The following is a 24185-nucleotide window of genomic DNA, read 5'->3' on the forward strand; positions in this document are numbered from 1 at the left end:
CATGCGCGTCGCCATCCTCACCTTCGACGGATTCAACGAGCTCGATTCCTTCATCGCATTGGGTTTGCTGAACCGGCTGAAGGCCGAGGGCTGGAAGGCGGAGATCACGAGCCCCAGCACCCGTGTCACCTCGATGAACGGCGTGGTGGTGGAGGCGCAGCAGCCGCTGGAGTTCGCGAACAAGGCCGATGCGGTGATCTTCGGCAGCGGCATCTACACACGGGCCATCGCGGAGAACAGCGCGCTGCTGGACCGCTTGCAGCTGGACCCGCTGCGGCAGCTGATCGCCGGGCAGTGCTCGGGCACCTTGCTGATGGCGCGGCTGGGGCTGCTGGCGGACATTCCCGCCTGCACCGACTCGACGACCAAGCCCTGGGTGGTGGAGGCGGGCATCCGCGTGATCGACACGCCCTTCCATGCGCGCGGGCCCATCGCCACGGCGGGTGGCTGCCTGGCGTCGCAATACCTGGCGGCGTGGATGATGGCCCGCCGCGCCGGGGCCGACAAGGCCGTGCAGGCGCTGAGCTATGCGGCGCCGGTGGGCGAGAAGGACAGCTACGTCGAGCGCATCATGAAGATCATCGCGCCCTTCGTGATCGAGGACTGATCACTTCTCGATGTCGTCGATGTGCCTGGGCCAGCTCGCCTTGAGCAGGCGCGACAGTGCACGATCGGCCAGCAGCTTTCCGCCGGTCTGGCAGCGGGCGCAGTAGTTGGTCTCGTTGTCGGCGTGCACGATCCGCTGCACCGGCGACTCGCACACCGGGCACGGCAGGCCGTAGCGGCCGTGCACCGCCATCTTCGGGTGGAAGGCGGTGACCTTGTCCGGCCAGTCGCCGGCCTCGTCGCGCAGCAGCGCGGTCCATTCACCCATCACGGCGCGGGTGGCGTCGAAGAGGCGCTGGATCGCCTCGTCGTCCATGGAGCGTGTCAGCGTCACCGGCGACAGCCGCGCGCGATGCAGGATCTCATCCGAATACGCGTTGCCGATGCCGCTGAACAGCCGCGGGTTCGTCAGCGAGCGCTTGAGCGTGTGGTTCTCGGCCTTCAGCCGCTCGGCGAAGGCGGCCAGGTCGCTCGCGAAGACATCGATGCCGCCGGGGTCCATCGCGTGCAGCGCGGCCCGGTCCGGCAGCAGGTGAACCGACGCCCTGCGCTTGCTGCCCGCCTCGGTCAGCACCAGCGTGCCGCCCTCGAACTCGAAGGTCGCCAGCGAGATCTTGCCCGGCGGCTTGGCGCCCGCGGCCAGCCAGCGCAGCCGGCCAGCGATCATCAGATGGATCACCAGGAACAGCCCGCCCTCCAGCGCCAGCACGATGCGCTTGCCCAGCCGCTCGATGCCCAGCACCTTCTTTCCTTCGGCCGACGAGATGGGCGGCACCGCCGTGCGCAGCAGGAAAGGGTTGAGGATGCGCACCCGCTTGAGCGTGTCGCCGCGCACCTTCGCGTCCAGGCGCTCGACGTAGACGGTGATATCTGGCAGCTCCGGCATGCGGGCGAGTTTGCCATCCCGCCGATAATCCACCCTTTCGACCCCGCAGCCGGCAGTTCCTGGCCGCAGCCCCATGTCCGACCTCACTCCCCAGGTGCGCCGCCGCCGCACCTTCGCCATCATTTCCCACCCTGACGCGGGCAAGACCACGCTCACGGAGAAGCTGCTGCTGTTCTCCGGTGCAATCCAGATCGCCGGCTCGGTGAAGGCGCGCAAGGCCTCGCGGCATGCGACCTCCGACTGGATGGAGATCGAAAAGCAGCGCGGCATCTCGGTGGCGTCGTCGGTGATGCAGATGGAATACCGCGACTGCGTCATCAACCTGCTGGACACCCCGGGCCACCAGGACTTTTCCGAAGACACCTACCGCGTGCTCACCGCCGTGGACGCGGCGCTGATGGTGATCGACGCGGCCAACGGCGTGGAGCCGCAGACGCGGCGCCTCCTGCAGGTCTGCCGGGCACGCAACACGCCCATCCTCACCTTCGTCAACAAGATGGACCGCGAAGTGCAGGAACCGCTGTCGCTCATGGACGAGATCGAGCGTGAACTGGGCATGAGCGTGGTGCCCTTCACCTGGCCGGTGGGCATGGGCAAGGCCTTCCACGGCGTGATGGACCTGCGCGAGGAGCAGATGCGCGTGTTCTCGCCCGGCGAGGACCGCAAGACGCTGGATGACGAGATCATCGACGGCCTGCAGAACCCGGTGTATGCCGAGCGCTTCGGTGCCGAATACGAACACGCCAGGCACGACATCGAGCTCGTGCAGATGGCAGCGCCTTCGTTCGACGAGGCCGAGTTCCTCTCGGGCAAGCAGACCCCGATGTTCTTCGGCTCGGCCATCAACAACTTCGGCGTGCGCGAGGTGCTCGATGCGCTGGTGGACCTGGCACCGCCGCCGTCCAACCGCACGGCCATCCAGCGCGAAGTCAAGCCCGATGAGAGCAAGTTCAGTGGCGTGGTGTTCAAGATCCAGGCCAACATGGACCCGGCCCACCGCGACCGCATCGCCTTCGTGCGCGTGGCCTCGGGGCACTTCGAGCGCGGCATGCGCCTGAAGGTGGTGCGCTCTGGCAAGGAGCTGCGGCCCAACACGGTGGTGTCTTTCCTGTCGCAACGGCGCGAGCTGTTGGACGAGGCCTTTGCCGGCGACATCATCGGCATTCCCAACCACGGCGTGCTGCAGCTGGGCGACACGCTGACCGAGGGCGAAGCGCTGCAGTTCACCGGGCTGCCCTTCTTCGCGCCGGAAATGTTCCGCACCGTCGAAGTGGCCGACCCGCTGCGCACCAAGCAGCTCAAGGCCGGCTTGCAGCAGCTGGGCGAGGAAGGCGCGATCCAGGTGTTCCGCCCCGTGGCCGGCTCGATGCTGCTGCTGGGCGCGGTCGGGCAGCTGCAGTTCGAAGTGGTGGCGCATCGGCTGGAGCATGAGTACGGCGTGAAGGCCCGCATCGCGCCGTCGCGCTTCCAGGTGGCGCGCTGGGTGACCTGCGACGACGCCAACGAACTCAAGCGATTCATCGACGGCAACTCGCACCGCGTCGCTCACGATGCGGTGGATGCGCCGACGGTGCTGGTGGAATACGCGCCGGAACTGCGTGCCATCGAGGCCAACTGGCCGAAGATCAAGTTCCACGCGCTGCGCGAGCATGCGGGGCTGGTGTTCCAGAAGCATCTGGACGGTTGAGGTCGATCGGTCATCGCCCGACGCAGGCGCGACAATCGCCCCATGAGCGCATCGACCCTGCCCGACACGCCTTCGCGCCTGTCGCTGTACCTCAACCTGATCCGCTGGGACCGGCCCGCAGGCACCTACCTGCTGCTGTGGCCGACGCTGGCTGCGCTGTGGATCGCGGCCGGCGGCTTCCCGGGCTGGCACCTGCTGGTGGTGTTCGTGGCCGGCACCTTCCTCATGCGAAGCGCGGGCTGCGCCGTCAACGATGTGGCGGACCGCGACTTCGACAAGCATGTGAAGCGCACGGCGCAGCGGCCAGTGACCAGCGGCGCGATCACGCCCAAGGCCGCCCTGGTCTTCGGCGCTGCACTCGCGCTCATCGCCTTCGCGCTGGTACTCACCACCAACCTGCCGACGATCGCCTGGAGCTTCGCTGCGCTGGCGGTGGCCATCTTCTACCCCTTCACCAAGCGCTTCTTCTCGATGCCGCAGGCCGTGCTGGGCGTGGCCTTCAGCTTCGGCATTCCCATGGCCTTCGCCGCCGTGCGCGGCGAGGTGCCGATGCTCGCGTGGCAGCTGCTCATCGGCAATCTCTTCTGGGTGCTCGCCTACGACACCGAGTACGCGATGGTGGACCGCGATGACGACTTGCAGATCGGCATCAAGACCTCGGCCATCACGCTGGGGCGGTTCGATGTCATCGGCGTGATGCTGTTCTATGCGGCGTACCTGGCCATCTGGGGCGTGCTCGGCGCGCAGCTCGGATTCGGCTGGGGGTACTTCGCCGGCATCGCCATCGCAGCCGGCCAGGTGCTGTGGCACTTCACGCTGATCCGTGAACGCACGCGCGACGGATGCTTCAAGGCCTTCCGGCTGAACCACTGGGTGGGGTTCGCGGTGTTGGCGGGCGTGCTCATCGGCAAGCTCTGATCGCTCAAAGACCCAAAGAAAAACACCGGCCAAAGCCGGTGTTTTGTTCTGAGGCCCATGGATCCCGGCGTTCGCCGGGATGAGGTGCCAAAGGGCTCAGGGATACAGGCCGCGCTCTTCGCGGGCGATCAGGATGCGCTCGCAGGCCACGGCAAAGGTGGCCGTGCGCAGCGTGATCTTGTGCTTGTCCGCCGTGTCCCAGATGTGCTTCAACGCATCGACCATGATCTTGTCCAGTCGCACGTTGATCTCGTCTTCCGTCCAGAAGAAGCTGGAGAAGTCCTGCACCCACTCGAAGTAGCTGACGGTCACGCCGCCGGCATTGCAGATCACGTCGGGCACCACGAGGATGCCGCGCTCGCGCATGACGTCGTCCGCATCGGGCAGCGTCGGGCCGTTGGCGCCTTCGAGCACCAGCTTGGCCTTCAGGCGGTTGGCACGGGCGGTGTCGATCTGGCCTTCCAGCGCGGCGGGGATGAGGATGTCGCAGTCCACGTCCCAGAAGGACTCGTTGTCGACGCGCTCGGCTTCCTTGAAGTTGCCCACGCCGCCGTCGCGGCGCACGGTGGCCATCAGGCCCTGCATGTCGAAGCCGTTCTTGTTGACGAGGGTGCCGGTGTGGTCTTGCACCGCAACAATCTTCGCTCCGGCGCCGACGAACAGCTCGGCCGCTGCGCTGCCCACGTTGCCGAAGCCCTGCACCGCCACGCGGGCGCCGTCGAGCTTCAGGCCGATGCGGCGGGCGGCTTCCCTGCCGGTCACGAACACGCCGCGGCCGGTGGCCTTCACGCGGCCCAGCGAACCACCCAGGTGGATGGGCTTGCCGGTGACCACGCCGGTGGCGGTCGAGCCGGTGTTCATGGAGTACGTGTCCATCATCCAGGCCATGATCTGGCCGTTGGTGTTCACGTCAGGCGCGGGAATGTCGCGCTGGGGTCCGATGATGATGCCGATCTCGCTCGTGTAGCGGCGCGTCATGCGCTCCAGCTCCTTGTGCGAGAGCGTTTTCGGATCGACCCGGATGCCGCCCTTGGCGCCACCGTAGGGCAGGCCGACGCCGGCGCACTTGATGGTCATCCACGCCGACAGGGCCATCACTTCTTCCAGCGTGACGTCGGGGTGGTAGCGCACGCCGCCCTTGCCGGGGCCCCGCGACAGGTTGTGCTGGACGCGGAAGCCCTCGAAGTGGCGGACGCTGCCGTCGTCCATCTCGATGGGCACGTCCACGATGAGGGCGCGCTTGGGTCGCTTGAGGGTTTCGGCCCAGCGGGCGAGGTTGCCCAGGTAAGGCAGCACGCGGTCGACTTGCGACAGGTAGGTGTGCCAGGGGCTCGAGTCTTCAGAGCCGACGTAGGAAAGAGGATTGCTCATGAAATGTCTCCGCGAAAGTGTGTTCGTCGGGGTGGCACCACGCTCTTTCGACCCGCTCGTGACGAGCCTGGGCAGGGGATGCCACCTGCATGCGGCGAGACTGTAGGCGCGAGCGTGCCGAGTTTTTCACCATTCGTCATGCAGGGTTTGCATGACTTGCAGCGGCCGGGGCATGAAGCGGTCCGTGCGGGTCAGTGCCGTGTGGAATCCTTGGCAATCTGCTTGCCGATGGGCGGCTTCCAGCCGGCCAGCTTCGGCGAAAACACTTCCATCACGCGCAGCGGGGCGCCGTGCTTGTGGAAGATGGAGCTGCGCGCCCACACCATGTTGTGCGGAGGCTTGTGCCCATTGGCCTTGAACCATTGGCGCAGCATGCGTTCGCGCAGCGGGCTGCCGTGCGAGAGATGTTCCACCCGCAAGGGGCTGCGGGTGACACGCGGGTCCTTGAACAGCAGGTCAGCCAGCGGTCGGCTTCCGAGGCCCAGCAAGGCCCGCCAGGGTCCGGCCAGCGAAGGGCGCGGCGCGACGCTGCGTGCCCAGATCATCGGCAGGCCGTCCACGCGCAGCAGCACCTCGCGCACCCAGACGCGTCCGCGTGCATGGTGGCCCAACTGCTCGATCTCGCGGCGATGCAGCCGTGCCGGGCCCTGCCGCAAGGTCTGCACCGCAAAGCGGTCGCCCAGCGCGGCCAGGCGCCGGCTCAGCGAGCCGGGCGCATGCAGCCACTGGCGCAGGACCGAGCGGCGCGGCGGTTTGCTGTCGGGCTTCAAGCGCGACCGAACTCGTCGCCGAGTTCGCGCGCGCGGTGCTGCGCGGCCTTGAGCGCCTTCACGAAGGCGGCCTTGACGCCGTCCGATTCGAGCGAGGTGAGCGCAGCAAAGGTGGTGCCGCCCTTGGAGGTGACGCGTTCGCGCAGCACGTCGGGCGGGTCTTCGGAGGCCGCTGCGAGCGAGGCGGCGCCGGTGAAGGTTGCCAGCGCGAGCTGCTTGCCTTGCGCGGCCGTGAGGCCCATGTCGGTCGCGGCCTGCATCATGGCTTCGACGAAGTAGAAGACGTAGGCCGGGCCGGAGCCCGACAGCGCGGTCACCGCGTCGAGGTCTTCCTCGCGGGCGACCCACGTCACCTGGCCGGTCGGTGCGAGCACGGCTTCCACCGTCTTGCGCTCGGCCTCGGTCACGCCCTCGCGGCCGAAGAGTCCCGAGATGCCCTGGCCGATGAGCGCGGGCGTGTTGGGCATGGAGCGCACCACGCGCTGCGTGCGCACCGCGGTGGCGATGGCATCGCTGCGGATGCCCGCCATCACGCTCAGGTGCAGGGCTCGGCCCACATGCGCGGCGCACGGCAGCGCGGCGGCCTGGAAGTACTGCGGCTTCACGGCCCACACCACCAGCGAAGCTTCTTCCAGCGTGGCATCGGCGGCGCCGAGCACACGCACGCCGAAATCGGCCTTCAGCTTCTCGCGCTGCGCGTCGCCGGGGTCGACGACGAGGATGGAGGCAGGTGCGCGCCCGCTGCGAATCAAGCCACCGATGATGGCCGCGGCCATGTTGCCGCCGCCGATGAATGCGATCGTGTCCATGGCGTCCAGTTTAAGAGCTTGGCCGCACCTCTCATTCGCCCGCGACGGCACCCGTGAATCCGGCCAGCAAGGCCGCGTTCCCGCCGGCTGCCGCCGTGTTGATGGTCAGCGTCTGTTCCGCGCAGAAGCGGTACAGGTAGTGCGGGCCACCCGCCTTGGGCCCCGTGCCGCTCAGGCCCTCGCCGCCGAAGGGCTGCACGCCCACGACGGCGCCGATCATGTTGCGGTTCACGTAGACATTGCCGATGCGAGCCGCATGCGCGAGCCGCAGCGCGCGGCTGTCGATGCGCGTCTGGATGCCCAGCGTCAGGCCGTAGCCCAGCGCGTTCACCTGCGCGATCACGGCGTCCACGTCGCCGCCCCAGCGCACGACGTGCAGCACCGGGCCGAAGATCTCCTGCGACACGTCGGCAATGCGCGGCAGCTCGAAGGCGATGGGCGCGACGCTGTGCTTCAGGCCCGCCGGCAGGTGCGTCTCGCCGATGAGCTTCGCGTCCTTGCGCAGGCGCGCCACGTGGGTGCTGATGCCATCGAAGGCTTCCGCATCAATGAGCGGCCCCACGTCGGTGGACAGGCGCGACGGGTCGCCCACGTTCAGCTCCTTGAGCGCGCCGCGGATCATCTCGATCACGCCGTCGGCCACGCTCTCGTGCACGCACAGCAGGCGCAGCGCGGAGCAGCGCTGGCCGGCGGAGCGGAAGGCGCTTTGCACGACGGCATCGACCACCTGCTCGGGCAGCGCGGTGGAATCCACCACCATCGCGTTGATGCCACCCGTCTCGGCGATGAGCGGCACGATGGGGCCGTCCTTGGCCGCCAGCGTCCGGTTGATGATCTTGGCGACCGCCGTCGAGCCGGTGAAGCACACGCCGGCCGTGCGCGCATCGGCCACCAGCGCCGCGCCGATGGTCTCGCCCGGGCCGTGCAGCAGCGCCAGAGCGTTGCGCGGCACGCCCGCCTCATGCAGCAGCGCGACCATGCGCTGCGCCACCGCGGGTGTCTGCTCCGCCGGCTTGGCCGCGACGGCATTGCCGGCCACCAGCGCCGCCACCACCTGGCCCGCGAAGATGGCCAGCGGGAAGTTCCACGGGCTGATGCACACGAACACGCCGCGGCCATGCAGGTGCAGCTCGTTGCTTTCGCCGGTCGGACCGGGCAACGCCTGTGAGGCAAGCCGTGCCTCGGCCTGGTCGGCGTAGTAGCGGCAGAAGTCCACCGCCTCGCGCACTTCGGCCACGCAATCGCCGAGGGTCTTGTGCGCCTCCTTCACCAGCAGGCCGCAGAACTCGGGCAGGCGCGATTCGAGCGCGTCGGCCGCGCGGCGCAGCACGGCTGCGCGCTGGGCGAGCGGGGTCGAGTTCCAGGCGGGGAAGCCGGCCTGCAATTGGGTTATCGCGGTGTCGACATCGGCCTTCGTGGCTTCGGGCACGGACTCCACCACCGCAGCAGCCACGGCCTTCTCCAGCGGCGCCCGCTCTTGCAGGCAGGCCAGGTCCGCGCCCATGGAGTTGGCCCGGCCTTCCACGCCATCGAAACCGTACAGCGCCACCGGCATCGGCAAGGCCGGCGCGCTTGCCGGATGCAGCGGCGAGGCCAGCAGGTCCTTCACGTTCACGGCTTCATCGGCCAGCTGATGCACGAAGGAGGAATTCGCGCCGTTCTCCAGCAGCCGGCGGACGAGGTAGGCGAGCAGGTCGCGGTGCTCACCCACCGGGGCATAGACACGCACCGGCACGCCGGCATCCTTCATCACTTCGCGATAGACACCCTCGCCCATGCCGTGCAGGCGCTGCATCTCGAACTTCGCGTCCCTGGCCTGCGCCATCTGCAGGATGGCCGCGATGGTGCCCGCGTTGTGCGTGGCGAACTGCGGGTAGATGACGTCGGCGTGGTTGATCAGCGCCCGTGCACAGGCCAGGTAGGAGATGTCGGTGTGGTGCTTGTGGGTGAACACCGGATAGCCGGTGAGGCCCAGCTCCTGCGCGCGCTTGATCTCGCCGTCCCAGTACGCACCCTTCACCAGCCGCACCATGAAGCGCAGCTTGTGCTTTCGGGCGATGCGGGCGACCTCGTCCACCACCTGCAGGGCCCTGGTCTGGTAGGCCTGCACCGCCAGTCCGAAGCCGCGCCACTGCGGGAACTGCCGGCCGATGAGTTCGGCCAATGCATCGAGCACGTCCAGCGAGAGTTCGAGGCGGTCGGTCTCCTCCGCATCGATGGTGAGGTTGATGTTGGCGTGCGCGGCCAGCTCCACCAGCGTCCACACGCGCGGCAGCAGCTCGGCGAAGACGCGCTCGCGCTGGGCGTCCTCGTAGCGCGAGAAGAGCGCGGACAGCTTGATGGAGATGCCGTCGGCCGCCTCGGGGCTCGCAGCCACCTTGTCCGAAGCAATGGCGCGGATGGCGTTCTGGTACGAGGCGAGGTAGCGCTGCGCGTCGGCTTCAGTGCGGGCGCCTTCGCCCAGCATGTCGTAGCTGAAGCGCAGCGACGCATGCGCCTTGCGGGCCGAAGCCGCCTCGTCCATGGCCTCGCCGATGGAGCGGCCCAGCACGAACTGACGGCCCAGCAACTGGATGGCGCGCACCGTCGCCGCCACCACCGTCTGCGCACCCAGGCGCTTGAACAGGCCCGCCTCGCCTTCATGCTCGGGCAGGAACTTCTTGGACAGCGCGATGGCGCTGGCCGACAGGCTGGCCAGCATCTTGTGCGGGCCGCCGCTGGTGGAATCGAAGTCCGCCTTGCCGAGCTGGTCGGCGGTCAGCGCAATGGCGGTTTCCGCGTCGGGCACGCGCAGCAGCGCTTCGGCCAGCCGCATCAGCGCCAGGCCCTCGGCGCTGGAGATGGGGTACTCGCGCAGCAGCGACTCCATCGCCCAGAACGGCGCCGGCTTGTCGCGCACCGCCTGGACCCAGGGCGCGGCGAGGTCGGCGGCGCGGGCCCAGTCCAGGCCGGTCTGCAGCTGTCCCATCAGCTGGGCCAGCACCTCCATTTCGTTGCGATACGGATACGGCAGGCGTGCCGCAGGAGCAGGGACGGTGAACATGTCAGGGGACCTCGCTAGAATTACTTGCTAGGTTAGCGGCTTGCCTCCAGCATTTCTCTCCAAAGAAGGCCGCGTCACTTTGCAAAAGCTCAGCCATGCCTCAAGACGCCGGCTCCACCATCGACAAGATCGACGCAAAGATTCTGCGCGTCCTCCAGAAGGACGGACGCATTTCGAATCTCAAGCTCGCCGAGGAAGTGCACCTGTCGCCCACCGCCGTGCTCGAACGGGTGAAGCGGCTCACGCGCGACCAGTTCATCCTGGGCTACGAGGCCAAGCTGAACCCGGCCAAGCTGGGTGCGGGGCTGCTGGTGTTCGTCGAGATCCTGCTGGACCGCACGGTGCACGACGTGATGGACAACTTCAAGGCCGCGGTGCAGGTGCGGCCCGAGATCCTCGAATGCCACCTGGTGGCCGGCGGCTTCGACTACCTGCTCAAGACCCGCGTGGCCGACATGACGGCCTACCGCGAGTTCATCGGCTCGGTCATCTGGACGCTGCCCGGCGTGCGCGAGACGCGGACCTACGCGGTGATGGAAGAGGTCAAGAACGTGACGGCGCTGGCGATCTGAACGCCGAGGCCGAGCCCAGGCCGGCCCGCTTGAGCGCCGTGTTCATGTGCGACAGGTGCGCGTAGCCGCACTGCTGCGCGACCATCTCCAGCCCCAGGCCGCCTTGCGGCAGCAGCCGGCGGGCGCGCGCCAGCCGGCGCTGCATCACCCACGCATGCGGGCTCATGCCGAAGCTGGTTTTGAACATGCGGGCGAAATGGAATTCCGAGAGGCACGCCGCCTCGGCGAGATCGGCCAGGTTCACCCCATCGGCCAGGCGCGACTCCACGCATTCGATGACCCGGCGCCTCGCCGCCGGCGACAGCCCACCCTTCACGTCGCGGGACGGCGCACGGTGCACCAGGTGCTGATCGAGCAACTGCTCCTGCACGTCCAGCGTGAGCTGCTGCAGCGCCAGCGGTGCGTCGGTGCCATCCCAATCGAGCCGGGCAATGTCCGCGCACAGCGAGGCCAGCCGCGGGTCGTGGAAGAAGATCTGCTCGGCCAGTTCCGCGAAGCGCGGGTCCAGGTCCAGCCAGCGTTCGGCCGATTGCGCGAAGTGCAGCGTGGGCAGGTAGATGTGCAGCAGCTGGAGCGAGCCGTTCACGTCCCAGTTGGATTCATGCCCTGAGGGCAAGGTGCACATCCGCCCAGGCTCGCCGCGGGCCGAGGGCGCCTCGTGGCAGCGCACCTCGTGGCCGCCTTGCAGATAGATGGTGAGCGTGTGGTGGCCAGGCCGGAGGTAGGCCGTGCGCGTGTCGGCATTGCCCCAGTGCGCCACCCACACGCCATCGGGCAGCGCATGCGAACGCAGCAGCTGCGCCCTGGATTCGAGCAGGGCGGCGCTCACGTCGAACTGGCGGATGTCCTGGGCCGCGGATGGCATGGGGCACAGCTTACGACGCCGCTTGCCGCACTGCATGCGGGCCGGTCGCAAATGCGCAAGATCCTGCGAGTCCATCACGGGCGCCGCACGCAGACTGCCGGGCATGACGAACGCCTGGCTGTACCTCCTCACCGTGCTCATCTGGGGCACGACCTGGATCGCGCTGAAGCTGCAGATCGGCAGCGTGCCCATCCCCTGGTCCATCGCCTACCGCTTCTGGCTCGCGGCCGCGGTGCTCCTGGCATGGTTGGCCATCCGCCGGCAATGGCGCTGGCCCACGCGGCAGATCGCGCCGCTGCTGCTGTGCCAGGGGCTGTGCCTGTTCTGCCTGAACTTCATGTGCTTCCTGCACGCCAGCCAGTGGGTGGCCAGCGGGCTGGTCGCCGTGTGCTTCTCGACCGCCCCCTTGTGGAATGCACTCAACGGCCGGGTCTTCCAGGGCAAGGCCTTGTCCGGCCGGGTGATGCTGGGGGCGGCCCTGGGCCTGGCCGGCCTGCTGCTGCTGTTCGGCGGCGAAGTCGCCAAGGACCTCGCCCGGCCACAGACGCTGTGGGGCCTGGGGCTGGCAATGGCCGGCACCTACTGCTTCTCGCTGGGCAACCTGCTGTCGGGCGCCATGCAGAAGCAGGGCCAGACGCCCTTGCAGACCAACGCCTGGGCGATGCTGATCGGTGCGACGGTCATCGCTGGCTATGCGCTGGCGACGGGGCAGCCGATGAACTTCGATGTGTCCGCGCACTACGTCGGCGCCTGGCTGTACCTCGCGATTCCGGGATCGGTCATCGGCTTCACCGCCTACCTCACCCTGGTGGGCCGCATGGGTGCAGATCGTGCGGCCTACTGCACGGTGCTCTTCCCCGTGGTGGCGCTGAACGTGTCCGCGCTGGTGGAAGGCTATGCGTGGACCATGCCCGCGCTGCTGGGCCTGGCGCTGGTGGCGGCGGGCAACGTGGTCGTGTTCTGGAAAGGCTCGCTCGCTAGCGCCCTCCAAAGATGGCCGTTCCGACGCGAACGATCGTTGCGCCTTCCATGACGGCGGCTTCGAGGTCGGCCGACATGCCCATGGACAGGGTGTCGACGTCGAGGCCTTCACGCTGCAGTTCGCCCAGGAGCTGACGCAAGGCCGCATGCGGGCGGCGCTGCGAATCGAGATCGCCGGCCGGCTCGGGGATGGCCATCAGCCCGCGCAGCTTCAGCCCCGGCAGGGCAGCCACCTCGCGCGCCACGCCGGCCACCTCCTGCGGCGCGAGACCGCTCTTGCTGGCCTGCGCGCTGATGTTCACCTGCAGGCACACCTGCAGCGGCGGCAGGTGTGCCGGCCGCTGCTCCGACAGCCGCTGCGCGACCTTGAGCCGGTCCACCGAATGCACCCAGTCGAAGTGCTCGGCGACCACGCGGGTCTTGTTGCTTTGCAAGGGACCGATGAGGTGCCACTCGATGTCGCCGCGCAGATCCGCCAGCGCTGCCACCTTGTCCACGCCCTCTTGCACGTAGTTCTCGCCGAAGCGCCGCTCGCCCGCAGCGTGCGCCTCGCGCACCGCTTCGGCGCCGAAAGTTTTGCTCACACATAGCAGCGTGACGCTTTGCACGGGCCGTTGTGCCCCGGCACAGGCCGCGGCTATGCGAGCGCGCACTTGTTGTATGTTCTCGGGGATCGTCGCCATAATGCGCCGAAGTATCACGCAGACCCTGTGCCGCAGGCCCTGTGGCCGCCACGCTGAGCGCAACAACCAGACCCCATGGACATCACCCAACTGCTGGCGTTTTCGGTCAAGAACAAGGCTTCGGACTTGCACCTGTCGGCAGGCCTGCCGCCCATGATCCGGGTGCACGGCGACGTGCGCCGCATCAACGTGGACCCGCTCGAGCACAAGCAAGTGCACGACATGGTCTACGACATCATGAACGACTCCCAGCGCAAGGCCTACGAAGAGACGCTGGAGTGCGACTTCTCCTTCGAGATCCAGGGCCTGGCGCGATTCCGCGTCAACGCCTTCAACCAGAACCGCGGCTCCGGCGCCGTGTTCCGGACCATTCCCTCCAAGATCCTCACGCTCGAACAGCTCGCCGCGCCCAAGGTCTTTGCCGACCTGGCGCTCAAGCCGCGCGGCCTGGTGCTGGTGACCGGCCCCACGGGCTCGGGCAAGTCCACCACGCTGGCAGCCATGGTCAACCACCTCAACGAGAACGAGTACGGCCACGTGCTCACGGTGGAAGACCCGATCGAATTCGTGCACGAGTCCAAGAAATGCCTGGTCAACCAGCGCGAGGTGGGGCCACACACGCTGAGTTTCTCCAATGCGCTGCGCTCGGCGCTGCGTGAAGACCCGGACTGCATCCTCGTGGGCGAAATGCGCGACCTGGAGACCATCCGCCTGGCGCTGACCGCCTCGGAAACCGGCCACCTGGTGTTCGGCACGCTGCACACATCGAGTGCCGCCAAGACCATCGACCGCGTGGTGGACGTGTTCCCCGCGGCCGAGAAGGAAATGGTCCGCGCCATGCTCTCGGAGTCGCTGGTGGCCGTCATCTCGCAGACGCTGTGCAAGCTGAAAGACGGCTCGGGCCGCGTGGCGGCGCACGAGATCATGCTGGGCACGGCAGCCATCCGCAACCTCATCCGCGAGAACAAGATCGCGCAGATGTACTCGTCGATCCAGACCGGCAACAGCATGGGCATGCAGACGCTGGACCAGAACCTCGCGGATTTGGTGCGTCGCAACATCATTTCGCCGGCGGAAGCGCGCGGCAAGGCGAAGTTCCCCGAAAACTTCCCCGGCTGATCTCCAGCACGCGAGCGTCCGTGAAGCGCCTGCTGGATCGCATCAAGCGAAAGCCGTCGTCGAACAACGGCGGCGAGGACACCGGCTTCTTCTCGTCCGTCTACCAGGAGCCGCCGGAGTCGCCCCAGGTGCTCACCGCCTGGAAAGACCGCGCCGGGCAGATCGGCGCCAGGACGGTGGACCGCAAGTCCGCCGCCGACACCTTCGGCAAGCTGTGGGGCGCCGACCGGCACGTGGTCTCGCTCACGCCCGATGAGCTCATGCGCATGGCGCAGTACCTGGAGTTCGTGCAGGTGCCGGCTGCGCAGGAAGTCATCAGCCAGGACGAACTGGGCGACTACATGATCATCGTGCTGGACGGCACGCTGTCGGTCGACCGCGGCCATTCCTGGGGAGGCAAGACGCGCCTGGCCGAAGCCCACGCGGGCGACATGCTGGGCGAGATGTCGCTGCTGGACGCCGGCGCCCGCTTCTCCTCCTGCGCCACGCTCACGCCCTGCCTGCTGGCGGTGGTGGAAGCCAAGCGGCTGGACGAGATGATCGCGCAGGAGCCGCGCCTGGGCGTGGCCCTGCTGGCCTCGCTGTCACGAAGACTTTCACTGCGCTTGAGGCAAGTCAGTGCGCGCCTGAGCGCCTTGCTGTCGCAGAATTGAGGAACTGACCGAACCATCGGGGAAAGCAGTATGGAAAGAGACCAGGCATCGAAATTCGTCAACGACCTGCTGCGGCTCATGGTGTCGCGCAACGGGTCGGACTTGTTCCTCACGGCCGACTTCCCGCCCGCCATCAAGGTCGACGGCAAGGTCACCAAGGTGTCGCCCCAGCCGCTGACCGGCCAGCACACCCTGGCACTGACGCGTTCGGTGATGAACGACAAGCAGGCCGCCGAGTTCGAGCGCACGAAGGAATGCAACTTCGCGATCTCGCCGCAGGGCATCGGCCGCTTCCGCGTCAATGCCTTCGTGCAACAGGGCCAGGTCGGCCTGGTGCTGCGGACGATTCCGCAGACCCTGCCCACCATCGACTCGCTGAACCTGCCGCAGGTGCTCAAGGACGTGTCCATGACCAAGCGCGGGCTGGTCATCTTCGTGGGCGCCACCGGCTCGGGCAAGAGCACCTCGCTGGCGGCGATGGTGGACTACCGCAACGAGAACTCCTTCGGCCACATCATCACGATCGAAGACCCGGTGGAGTTCGTGCATCCGCACAAGAACTGCATCATCACCCAGCGTGAAGTGGGCATCGACACCGACGGCTGGGGCCAGGCGCTGAAGAACACGCTGCGCCAGGCGCCGGACGTGATCCTCATGGGCGAAATCCGCGACCGCGAGACCATGGAACATGCCGTGGCCTTCGCGGAAACCGGCCACCTGTGCATGGCCACGCTGCACGCCAACAGCTCCAACCAGGCGCTGGACCGCATCATCAACTTCTTCCCAGAAGAGCGGCGCGCGCAGCTGCTGATGGACTTGTCGCTGAACCTGAAGGCGCTGGTGTCGCAGCGGCTGCTGCCGCGCCAGGAGGGCAAGGGCCGCATCGCGGCGGTGGAAATCCTGCTGAACACGCCGCTGATCTCCGAACTCATCTTCAAGGGCGAGGTGAGCGAGATCAAGGAGATCATGAAACGCTCGCGTGAGCTGGGCATGCAGACCTTCGACCAGAGCCTGTTCGACCTGTACGAGAACCAGATGGTCACGTACGAGGATGCGCTGCGCAATGCGGACTCGGTGAACGATCTGCGGCTGCAGATCAAGCTGCACAGCCATCGGGCGCGCAGCAGTGACCTCTCTGCGGGCACCGAGCATCTGACGATTGTTTGAGCCCCCCAGTCGCTGCGCTCCTGCCCCAGGGGCCACGAAGGGGCCCCTTCGTGGCCCCTGGGCGCCACCCTGCGGGCTGGCAAAGCCAGTCCCGCGGGCGTTGCTTGATGGACGCTTCGCTGCGCTCGCTTGGTGAGGCCCGGAGGTCGTTCGGGCTGAGCTTGTCGAAGCCTTGGTCGCGCGAACCCGCCTCCCCGTTCGCGTTGAGGTATCGACGCTCACTTCGCATCAGCCCGACACCCGTTCAGGCTGAGCCTGTCGAAGCCCCCTCCCAATCCATGCGACAGTCACGGCAATCCACGATTTCGGAGCCAAGATGACCACTCGCGCCTACGACCCCATCGAATCCCGTCCCGTCGCTTTCCTCGGCCTTGGCGTGATGGGCCATCCCATGGCCGGACACCTGGCTCGCGCGGGACATCGTGTGACGGTCTACAACCGCACGGCCAGCAAGTCCGCCGCCTGGGCGAAGGAGTACGGTGGTGCCAGTGCACCCACTCCTCGTGAAGCAGCCGCAGGCGCCGATGTCGTGTTCGCTTGCGTGGGCAACGACGATGACCTGCGCTCGGTGACCATCGGCGCCGACGGCGCCTTCGCCGGAATGAAGCCGGGCGCGATCTTCGTGGACCACACGACGGCATCGGCCGCAGTCGCGCGCGAGCTGGCTGCTGCCGCGCGCGAGCGTGGGCTGGAGTTTATCGACGCGCCGGTCTCCGGCGGCAACCTCGGCGCCATCAATGGCGCGCTCACCGTCATGTGCGGCGGCAACGCCGAGGCATTCGAGAAGATCCAGCCCGTGGCATTGGCCTTCTCGAAAGCCGTGACCTTGCTGGGCGAGAGCGGCGCCGGCCAGCTCGCCAAGATGGTCAACCAGATCTGCATCGCCGGGCTGGTGCAAGGCCTGTCCGAAGCCATCGCCTTCGGCGAGAAGGCCGGCCTGGACATGAAGGCCGTGCTCGGCGTCATCGGCAAAGGTGCTGCGCAGAGCTGGCAGATGGACAACCGCGGCCCGACGATGATCGACAACAAGTTCGACTTCGGCTTCGCGGTGGACTGGATGCGAAAAGACCTGGGCCTCGTGCTCGACGAAGCCAAGCGCAACGGCGCACGCTTGCCGGTGACGGCGCTGGTAGACCAGTTCTACGCCGACATCCAAGCACAAGGCGGCAACCGCCAAGACACGTCCAGCCTCATCAAGCGACTGAGGTAGAGCCCCCCAGTCGCTGCGCCCCTGCCCCCGAGGGGCGCCACCCTGCGGGCTGGCAAAGCCAGTCCCGCGGGCGTTCCTTGATGGCCGCCTCGCTACGCTTGCTTACTTGTTCGGCTTCGGCGCGAGGTCCGCCAATTCCTGTTCAGTCAGGATCTCGAACAGCTTCACCACCTTCTGCACGCCGCTCACGCCGCGCGCGATCTCCACCGCACGATCGGCCTCGCGCTCGGTGACGCGGCCCATCAGGTACACCGTGCCGCGCTCGGTCACGACCTTGAATGCATTGGCGAAGATGTCCTTGGCGTCCACGAACGAGGCCTTCACCTTGCTCGTGAGGATGGCGTCGTTGGAGCGGCTGGTGAGCGAGCTCGCACCCATGATCTCCACCTCGTTCACGGTGGACTTCACGTTCTCCACCTTGGCCACCGCCGCCTCGGCCGCAGCCTTGTCGGCCTCGGTCTGCACCTCGCCGGTGATGAGCACCACGCGGTTGTAGCTGGTGGTGCTGACGTGGCCGCGCTCGCCGAGCGCATCGCGGATGCGGTTGAGCGACTTCAGCTCGATGGCCTGGTCTTCCACCTGCGCGCCGGAGGTGCGGCGGTCGGTGGCCATCAGGGTGCCGCCCAGCATGGCACCGCCCACCACCAGAGGTGCGCAGGCGCTCATCAGGGCGGATGCCGCCACGGCCGAGAGGACGAGGGTGGAGCGAAGCTTGAGGCGAGAGGCGAAGGTCATGCGTTGTCCTGTTCTCCCAGGAGCTGCAGGTCCACCGCGTCGCACAGGCAGTGCAACACGAGCAGATGGACCTCCTGGATGCGTGCGGTGCGCTCGTGCGGAACGCAGATGTGCACGTCGGTTTCGAGGAGTTGGTCGCGCATCTTGCCGCCGCCGCGGCCGGTCAGCGCGATCACCGTCATCTCCTTGGCGTGCGCGGCTTCCACCGCGGCCAGCACGTTGGCTGAGTTGCCGCTGGTGGTGATCGCGAGCAGGACGTCGCCGGGGTTGCCGAGCGCCTGGACCTGCTTGGAGAAGATGACGTCGAAGTTGTAGTCGTTGCCGACCGCGGTGAGGATGGAGGAATCGGTGGTCAGCGCCACCGCCGCAAGGCCCGGGCGCTCGCGCTCGAAGCGGCCGATGAATTCGGCGGCGAAATGCTGCGCGTCGCTGGCGGAGCCGCCGTTGCCGCAAGCGAGCACCTTGCCACCGCCGGTGATGGAGCCGACGACCGCGCTCACGGCGTCGGCGATGGGTTTGGCGAGGATCTCAGCAGCCGCGTATTTCAGGTCTGCACTGTCGAAGAACTGCTGCTGGATGCGTTGTTCAAGCATGGTGACGGATGATAAGTCAGTGCCGCATCAGGGTTTTGTGACGGGACTTGGTGCCGACTGGGGGCCAAAGGGTTCCCGGTCGGCCTCACATGGGGGCATCCACGCGTCTGCCAAGCCCGGGATGTTTCAGGCTGCATCAAAGGCCGCCCGCAGCCACTGCACGCGGCCAGCTTCGATGCTGACCACGTCGAAGCGGCAAGGCGGCAGCGTCGAGAAGTGGCGCAGGAACTGCTGGGCCGCGAAGACGATGCTGCGCTGCTTGGCAAAGGTGACGCTGCCCGCTGCACCGCCGAAATCCGAACTGCGGCGCTTCCTCACTTCGACGAACACCAGCGTCCCATCGCGTTCGCGCATGATGAGGTCGATCTCGCCCCCACGCGCGCGCGGCCCGCGGGCGACCCGATAATTGCGCCGCACCAGCACGAGCCCGTGGGCCAGCAGGTGTTCCAGGGCGACGGCTTCCGCATCGTCGCCCACCTCTTTCGTCGACACCGTCGTGACCAATCCAAACGCCTCGTTGTTGTTGCAAGCAGCGGCCGCCGCGGCCGGGGGGCAGCAGTATCCCGCAAGCGCGCTGTACGTCGTCGCCACGCCCATCGGCAACCTGGCGGACCTGAGCCTGCGGGCCATCCATGTGCTGGCCCTCGCCGATGCGGTGGGCTGCGAAGATACGCGGCACAGTGCACCGCTGCTCCAGCATCTGGGGCTGGACAAGCCGCTGCTGGCGGTTCACGAGCACAACGAGCGGGAGGCGGCGCAAGGCGTGCTGGCGCGCCTTGCGCGTGGTGAACGCGTGGCCTACGTGAGCGATGCCGGAACGCCCGCGATCAGCGACCCGGGCGCGGCCTTGGTGGCCGCCGTGCGCGATGCCGGATACACGGTGGTGCCGGTGCCCGGCGCCAGCAGCGCCGTGGCGGCGATGAGCGTCGCCGGCGACGTGCGGGGCACGGGCTTCCAGTTCACCGGGTTCCTGTCATCGCGCGGCGCAGAACGTTCCCAGGCGCTGAAAGCCCTGGCCGCCAATCCGATGGCGCAGGTGCTGTTCGAGGCGCCGCACCGCATCGAGGCGCTGGTCCGTGACCTCGCCGCTGCATGCGACGAACGTCCCATCACGCTGTGCCGCGAGCTGACCAAGCAGTTCGAGACCATCGCCACCCTGCCCGCCCAGGCACTGCCGGCGTGGCTCGCAGCCGACACGAACCGCACCCGCGGCGAATTCGTGCTGGTCGTGCACGCGCTGGAAGCCAGCGCCGGCAACCTGGACCAGGCCCGCCACGACCCCATGCTGCGCACGCTCATGGCCGCGCTGCCGCTCAAGCAGGCCGTGGCCATCGCCGCCGAGCTCACCGGCGATGCACGCAACGCGCTCTACGCCCGGGCGCTCACGCTCAAGGACTCGGCCGACGAAGGCTGATGGTCGCGCCATGCCGCCACCAGGGCATGGGCCAGCGGCGTGTGCGGCACGCTGCCGATGAGCTGGCGCAACTCGGTGTCGTCCAGCTGGTGCGGACGCTTGAAGAGATAGTGCATGGTGACCACCTCGCGCAGCAGGGGCACGAACGGCGCGAGCACGCGCAGCAGCGGCCACATCATGCCGGCTGTGCGAAGCGGCTTGCCCACCGCGTGCTCCATGGCCTGGCGCATCTGCTCGCCAGTCACCGCATGGCCGGTGAAGTGCAGGCGGTGCGCCCCCTTGAGCTGCGCCCGCTGCTGGGCCACGCGCACGAAGGTCTGCGCGAGGTCTGGCAGGTAGGCCCATGAATGCAGCACGTCCACATCGCCCGGGTACACGAACTTGCCGGACTTGATGCGCGTGGTCAGAGCGAGGTCGAACCACGAGCCCTTGCCGGCGCCACCGAAGAAATCGCCGGCGCGGATGACCACGCTGTCCAGCCCTGGCGTCGCGGCCATGCGTGCCTCGATGTCGATGCGGGTCTGCGCCTTGGGCACGTCACCGTGTTCAGGCGTGCGGACCGTGAGCACTTCGGGCAGCTGCGTGCCGAAGTTGTAGACGTTGCCCGGCAGCATGAGCAGCGCGCCGGCCGCACGCGCGGCGTCGATCGCCGCTTCGGCCAGCGGCTTGGCCAGCTTCTCCCACTGGGTGTAGGGCGGGTTGAGCGCGTGCACGACCACATCGGCGCCGCGTGCGGCCTGGCGCAGGGCGAACGCATCGAGCGCATCGCAACGCACCCACTCGATGCCGCCGCGCTGGGCCAGCGCCGGCGGCAAGGCCTTGCGGGCCTGCGCGCGGACCGTCCAGCCCGCCTCGGCGAAGGCCTGGGCGAGCACCTGGCCGATGCGTCCTGCAGCGCCGAGGATGAGAACCGTGGAAGTCATGGAGTGCCTCGCAGTCAGTGATGGGATGCAGGCATTGTTCGACCCGCGGCACCTATCCGGAAGACTGCCCCATGCATGTCTATCATTCACACATGAATACCAGAATCCGCCGCCAGCCCGTGCCGCTGCCTGAGCCCGACTGGGCACTGCTGCGCGCCTTCGTCGCCGTGGCCGATGCCGGCTCGCTCAGCCGCGCGGCCGAGCTGCTGGGCAGCAGCCAGCCCACGCTGAGCCGGCAGATGAGTGCGCTGGAGCAGCACATCGGCGGCGCGCTGTTCGAGCGCACGCGGCGCGGGTTGCGGCTGACGGAGGCCGGCCAGACCCTGCTCGGTCCGGCGCAGCGCATGCAGGAACATGCCCGCGAGTGGTCGCTGGCCGCGGCGGGGCAGTCGCAATCGCTGGCCGGCACCGTGCGCATCACCGCCAGCGAGACCATGAGCGCCTTCCTGCTGCCGCCCATCCTGCGGCGGCTGCGCGACGAGCATCCGCAGATCCAGGTCGAGATGGTGGCCAGCAACGCGGTGGAGAACCTGCTGGAGCGCGATGCCGACATCGCCCTGCGCATGGTCAAGCCGGCACAGTCCGCGCTGATCGCGAAGAAGGTGGTGGAGTTGCCGCTGGGCTTCTACGCCCACCAGAGCTACATCCAGTCCCGCGGCATGCCCAGCTTCGAGACCTTCATGACCCATGAGTGGGTGGGCTTTGACAAGTCCGATCAGATGATCCGCGGCTTCCGCGAGGGCGGCTTCAAGGTCACGCGCGAGTTTTTCGCCTTTCGATGCGACAACCAGATCGTCAGCTGGCAGGCGGTGAAGGCGGGCCTGGGCATCGGTGTGGGCATGCAGCGGGTGGCCAGGCTGTCGCCTGATCTGGTGCGGGTGCTGCCTCAGCTGCCGGTGCCACCGTTGACGCTGTGGATCACGGCGCATCGCGAGCTGCGCAGCACGCCGCGCCTGAAGACGGTGTTCGACGCCCTTGCCACCGCCTTGGCCAAGCCTGAATGAAAACAAGCCCCGCGTCTGGCCGGCGCGGGGCTTGCAAGTGAGAAGGAATTTTCTAGTTCTGGACTGCTCGGGGTTTCAGCTCTCGGAGGTGATCAGGCCGCCGGGGCGGAGGCCGCCTTCTGGCGGTCATGCTTCTGGTGATGGATGTCGCGGCTGGCGCGGTTCTGCATCTTGTTGAGGTGACGGCGCTCCTTGGCGGTCACGGTGCCGTCGGCCTTGGCCTTGTCTTCGGCCTTGCCGATGGCGGCTTGTTCCTTTTCCAGGCGATTGGTCTCGCGGGCATTGAGCTCGCCGGAGGCGACGCCCTTCTCGATGCGCTGTTCCTGCTTGGCCTCGCGCTTGTCGACGCGCGGGGTCTGGGGGGCAGAGGCGGCTTGGGCGAAAGCGCCGATGCAGGCGATGGCGATGGTGGCGCCGACGGCAAGGGACTTGAAGTTCATGGTGTTCTCCTATTCGGTGGTGGTTTCGGGCTCGTGGACTGCCGGCCCGTGCAACAGACAACGGGCCAGGTTTCGCCGATGCCGACGCGACGTCGGTAAAGATCGGTTAAACCGCGCTTTGCACCGGGCAACATCGGGCCGCCCGCGCGACCCGCAGGGACAGGCCCCCACTCCTACAATCGACCACCGCCCACGAAGGACCAGCGCGCATGATTTCCCGCGAACCCACCATCGAACGCCTTGCCATCGCCCGCTCGCTGCTGCTGGAGCCGTATGGCCTGAGCGAGGCGACGCTGTCCAAGGCGCTGCAAACCATCGCCACCCACCGCATCGACGATGCGGATCTCTACTTCCAGTACACCCGCAGCGAGGGCTGGAGCCTGGAGGAAGGCATCGTCAAGAGCGGCAGCTTCGGCATCGACCAGGGCGTGGGCGTGCGGGCGGTGGCCGGTGAGAAGACGGCCTTCGCCTATTCCGACGACATCTCCGAAGCCGCCCTGCTCGACGCAGCCCGCACCGTGCGCACGATTGCCGCGGCAGGCCAGAGCCGCAAGGTGAAGGTCAGCGGCAAGCACACCGTGGCGGGCAGCCGCGTGCTGTATGCACCGATGGACCCCATCGCCACGCTGGACAGCACGCAGAAGGTGGCGCTGCTGGAGAAGGTGGAGAAGCTGGCCCGGGCCAAGGACCCGCGCATCGCGCAGGTGATGGCAGGCCTGGCCGGTGAATACGACGTGGTGCTGGTGGCACGTGCCGACGGCACCATCGCCGCCGACGTGCGCCCGCTGGTGCGGCTGTCGGTGACGGTGATCGCCGAGCAGACCATCAACGGCGAGACGCGCCGCGAGGTGGGCACGGGCGGCGGCGGCGGTCGCTTCGGCTTCGGCTACTTCCACGACAGCATCATCGAAAGCTACGTGAACGATGCGGTGCATGCCGCGCTCACCAACCTCGAATCGCGCCCGGCGCCCGCCGGCGAGATGAACGTGGTGCTGGGCTCGGGCTGGCCGGGCATCCTGCTGCACGAAGCCATCGGCCACGGGCTGGAGGGCGACTTCAACCGCAAGGGCTCCAGCGCCTTCTCCGGCCGCATCGGCCAGCGCGTGGCGGCCAAGGGCGTGACGGTGCTGGACGACGGCACGCTGCCCGATCGCCGCGGCTCGCTCAACGTGGACGACGAAGGCAATGCCTCGCAGCGCAATGTGCTGATCGAGGACGGCATCCTGCGCGGCTACATCCAGGACTCGATGAATGCGCGGCTGATGAAGGTCAAGCCCACCGGCAACGGCCGCCGCGAAAGCTATGCCGCCGTGCCCATGCCGCGCATGACCAACACCTACATGCTGGCGGGCGACAAGACCAAGGAAGAGATCATCGCCGGCCTCAAGCGCGGGCTGTACGCCAGCAACTTCGGCGGTGGGCAGGTCGACATCACCAGCGGCAAGTTCGTGTTCTCCGCGAGCGAGGCCTTCTGGGTCGAGAACGGCAAGATCCTCTACCCGGTGAAGGGCGCGACCATCATCGGCAACGGCCCCGACGCGCTGACCCGCGTGACCATGATCGGCAACGACATGAAGCTGGACACCGGCGTGGGCACCTGCGGCAAGGAAGGCCAGAGCGTGCCGGTGGGCGTGGGCCAGCCCACGCTGCGCATCGATGGGCTGACCGTGGGCGGCACGGCGTGACGATGTCGATCTGACGGCAAAGGCCGTTGATCCGGCGGCGTTTGCAAGAAC

The 24185-nt window shown here is 67.7% G+C and carries 24 protein-coding genes; 12 read left to right on the top strand and 12 right to left on the bottom strand.

What is annotated here, in order from left to right:
* Position 1: 1 nt before the first annotated feature.
* Entirely contained in the window at positions 2–607 is a 606-nt protein-coding gene (locus DZC73_RS13175; protein WP_124540758.1) for a type 1 glutamine amidotransferase family protein, read from the top strand.
* Here the strand turns inward: DZC73_RS13175 and DZC73_RS13180 are convergent, their stop codons facing one another.
* Entirely contained in the window at positions 608–1492 is an 885-nt protein-coding gene (locus DZC73_RS13180) for an Fpg/Nei family DNA glycosylase (protein ID WP_124540759.1), read from the bottom strand.
* A gap of 73 nt (positions 1493–1565) precedes the next feature.
* On the opposite strand from DZC73_RS13180, the gene DZC73_RS13185 reads away from it, so the two are divergent.
* Both DZC73_RS13185 and ubiA read left to right on the top strand, forming a co-directional pair.
* On the top strand, positions 1566–3179 hold the full coding sequence (locus tag DZC73_RS13185) for a peptide chain release factor 3 (RefSeq protein WP_124540761.1): 1614 nt from the start codon (positions 1566–1568) through the stop codon (positions 3177–3179).
* Positions 3180–3221: 42 nt separating this feature from the next.
* The gene (ubiA, locus tag DZC73_RS13190; protein ID WP_124540762.1) at positions 3222–4097 is read left to right on the top strand and encodes a 4-hydroxybenzoate octaprenyltransferase; all 876 of its coding nucleotides are present in this window, start codon (positions 3222–3224) and stop codon (positions 4095–4097) included.
* Positions 4098–4193: 96 nt separating this feature from the next.
* Here the strand turns inward: ubiA and DZC73_RS13195 are convergent, their stop codons facing one another.
* The 4 genes from DZC73_RS13195 to DZC73_RS13210 all read right to left on the bottom strand — a co-directional run bounded on the left by DZC73_RS13195 (position 4194) and on the right by DZC73_RS13210 (position 10090).
* Positions 4194–5468, bottom strand: coding sequence for a Glu/Leu/Phe/Val family dehydrogenase (locus DZC73_RS13195; protein ID WP_124540763.1), 1275 nt, complete (start codon positions 5466–5468; stop codon positions 4194–4196).
* Between the two features lie 191 nt (positions 5469–5659).
* The gene (locus DZC73_RS13200; RefSeq protein WP_161974566.1) at positions 5660–6238 is read right to left on the bottom strand and encodes a chorismate--pyruvate lyase family protein; all 579 of its coding nucleotides are present in this window, start codon (positions 6236–6238) and stop codon (positions 5660–5662) included.
* Entirely contained in the window at positions 6235–7047 is an 813-nt protein-coding gene (gene proC, locus DZC73_RS13205) for a pyrroline-5-carboxylate reductase (RefSeq protein WP_124540764.1), read from the bottom strand. Before proC ends, DZC73_RS13200 begins: the two co-directional genes overlap by 4 nt.
* Before the next feature lie 31 nt (positions 7048–7078).
* On the bottom strand, positions 7079–10090 hold the full coding sequence (locus tag DZC73_RS13210; protein WP_124540766.1) for an L-glutamate gamma-semialdehyde dehydrogenase: 3012 nt from the start codon (positions 10088–10090) through the stop codon (positions 7079–7081).
* Positions 10091–10185: 95 nt separating this feature from the next.
* Between DZC73_RS13210 and DZC73_RS13215 the strand changes: the two genes are divergently transcribed.
* Positions 10186–10662: an Lrp/AsnC ligand binding domain-containing protein gene (locus tag DZC73_RS13215; protein WP_124540768.1), complete on the top strand. Its 477-nt coding sequence runs from the start codon at positions 10186–10188 to the stop codon at positions 10660–10662.
* On the opposite strand, the gene DZC73_RS13220 is transcribed toward DZC73_RS13215, so the two are convergent.
* Entirely contained in the window at positions 10634–11632 is a 999-nt protein-coding gene (locus DZC73_RS13220; RefSeq protein ID WP_235835114.1) for a helix-turn-helix transcriptional regulator, read from the bottom strand. The two genes, DZC73_RS13215 and DZC73_RS13220, sit on opposite strands and share 29 nt — an antisense overlap.
* Between DZC73_RS13220 and DZC73_RS13225 the strand changes: the two genes are divergently transcribed.
* On the top strand, positions 11631–12560 hold the full coding sequence (locus DZC73_RS13225; RefSeq protein WP_124540771.1) for a DMT family transporter: 930 nt from the start codon (positions 11631–11633) through the stop codon (positions 12558–12560). The two genes, DZC73_RS13220 and DZC73_RS13225, sit on opposite strands and share 2 nt — an antisense overlap.
* Here the strand turns inward: DZC73_RS13225 and DZC73_RS13230 are convergent.
* The gene (locus DZC73_RS13230; protein ID WP_124540773.1) at positions 12505–13191 is read right to left on the bottom strand and encodes a YggS family pyridoxal phosphate-dependent enzyme; all 687 of its coding nucleotides are present in this window, start codon (positions 13189–13191) and stop codon (positions 12505–12507) included. The genes DZC73_RS13225 and DZC73_RS13230 overlap by 56 nt on opposite strands.
* A gap of 75 nt (positions 13192–13266) precedes the next feature.
* Here DZC73_RS13230 and DZC73_RS13235 point away from each other — a divergent pair, with 75 nt between their 5' ends.
* The 4 genes from DZC73_RS13235 to DZC73_RS13250 all read left to right on the top strand — a co-directional run bounded on the left by DZC73_RS13235 (position 13267) and on the right by DZC73_RS13250 (position 17340).
* Positions 13267–14310, top strand: coding sequence for a type IV pilus twitching motility protein PilT (locus DZC73_RS13235; RefSeq protein WP_124540775.1), 1044 nt, complete (start codon positions 13267–13269; stop codon positions 14308–14310).
* Positions 14311–14330: 20 nt separating this feature from the next.
* Positions 14331–14963, top strand: coding sequence for a cyclic nucleotide-binding domain-containing protein (locus DZC73_RS13240; protein WP_124540777.1), 633 nt, complete (start codon positions 14331–14333; stop codon positions 14961–14963).
* Between the two features lie 30 nt (positions 14964–14993).
* Positions 14994–16130 (top strand): PilT/PilU family type 4a pilus ATPase, encoded by a 1137-nt coding sequence (locus DZC73_RS13245; RefSeq protein WP_124540779.1) that lies wholly within the window; start codon positions 14994–14996, stop codon positions 16128–16130.
* Positions 16131–16446: 316 nt separating this feature from the next.
* Positions 16447–17340: an NAD(P)-dependent oxidoreductase gene (locus DZC73_RS13250; protein WP_124540781.1), complete on the top strand. Its 894-nt coding sequence runs from the start codon at positions 16447–16449 to the stop codon at positions 17338–17340.
* Between the two features lie 102 nt (positions 17341–17442).
* Here DZC73_RS13250 and DZC73_RS13255 read toward each other — a convergent pair whose 3' ends face one another.
* The 3 genes from DZC73_RS13255 to DZC73_RS13265 all read right to left on the bottom strand — a co-directional run bounded on the left by DZC73_RS13255 (position 17443) and on the right by DZC73_RS13265 (position 19160).
* Positions 17443–18075, bottom strand: a complete 633-nt coding sequence (locus tag DZC73_RS13255) for a BON domain-containing protein (protein WP_124540783.1) — start codon at positions 18073–18075, stop codon at positions 17443–17445.
* Positions 18072–18668 carry a phosphoheptose isomerase gene (locus DZC73_RS13260; protein WP_124540785.1) on the bottom strand — a complete coding sequence of 199 codons (597 nt, stop codon included), beginning with the start codon at positions 18666–18668 and terminating at the stop codon, positions 18072–18074. The genes DZC73_RS13255 and DZC73_RS13260 overlap by 4 nt, the downstream gene beginning before the upstream one ends.
* 126 nt (positions 18669–18794) lie before the next feature.
* Positions 18795–19160: a YraN family protein gene (locus tag DZC73_RS13265; RefSeq protein ID WP_235835115.1), complete on the bottom strand. Its 366-nt coding sequence runs from the start codon at positions 19158–19160 to the stop codon at positions 18795–18797.
* Positions 19161–19164: 4 nt separating this feature from the next.
* Between DZC73_RS13265 and rsmI the strand changes: the two genes are divergently transcribed.
* Positions 19165–20082, top strand: coding sequence for a 16S rRNA (cytidine(1402)-2'-O)-methyltransferase (gene rsmI, locus DZC73_RS13270; RefSeq protein WP_235835116.1), 918 nt, complete (start codon positions 19165–19167; stop codon positions 20080–20082).
* On the opposite strand, the gene DZC73_RS13275 is transcribed toward rsmI, so the two are convergent.
* Entirely contained in the window at positions 20037–21005 is a 969-nt protein-coding gene (locus DZC73_RS13275) for an NmrA family NAD(P)-binding protein (RefSeq protein WP_124540791.1), read from the bottom strand. The two genes, rsmI and DZC73_RS13275, sit on opposite strands and share 46 nt — an antisense overlap.
* 92 nt (positions 21006–21097) lie before the next feature.
* Between DZC73_RS13275 and DZC73_RS13280 the strand changes: the two genes are divergently transcribed.
* Complete coding sequence (locus DZC73_RS13280; RefSeq protein ID WP_198414850.1) at positions 21098–22009, top strand: LysR family transcriptional regulator; 912 nt, start codon at positions 21098–21100, stop codon at positions 22007–22009.
* 92 nt (positions 22010–22101) lie between these two features.
* On the opposite strand, the gene DZC73_RS13285 is transcribed toward DZC73_RS13280, so the two are convergent.
* Complete coding sequence (locus tag DZC73_RS13285; protein ID WP_124540792.1) at positions 22102–22449, bottom strand: hypothetical protein; 348 nt, start codon at positions 22447–22449, stop codon at positions 22102–22104.
* A gap of 209 nt (positions 22450–22658) precedes the next feature.
* Between DZC73_RS13285 and tldD the strand changes: the two genes are divergently transcribed.
* Positions 22659–24134 carry a metalloprotease TldD gene (gene tldD / locus DZC73_RS13290; RefSeq protein WP_124540793.1) on the top strand — a complete coding sequence of 492 codons (1476 nt, stop codon included), beginning with the start codon at positions 22659–22661 and terminating at the stop codon, positions 24132–24134.
* Positions 24135–24185: the final 51 nt, after the last annotated feature.

The organism is Rhizobacter terrae, assembly GCF_003852895.1.
In the GTDB taxonomy this organism is placed as follows: domain Bacteria; phylum Pseudomonadota; class Gammaproteobacteria; order Burkholderiales; family Burkholderiaceae_C; genus Albitalea; species Albitalea terrae.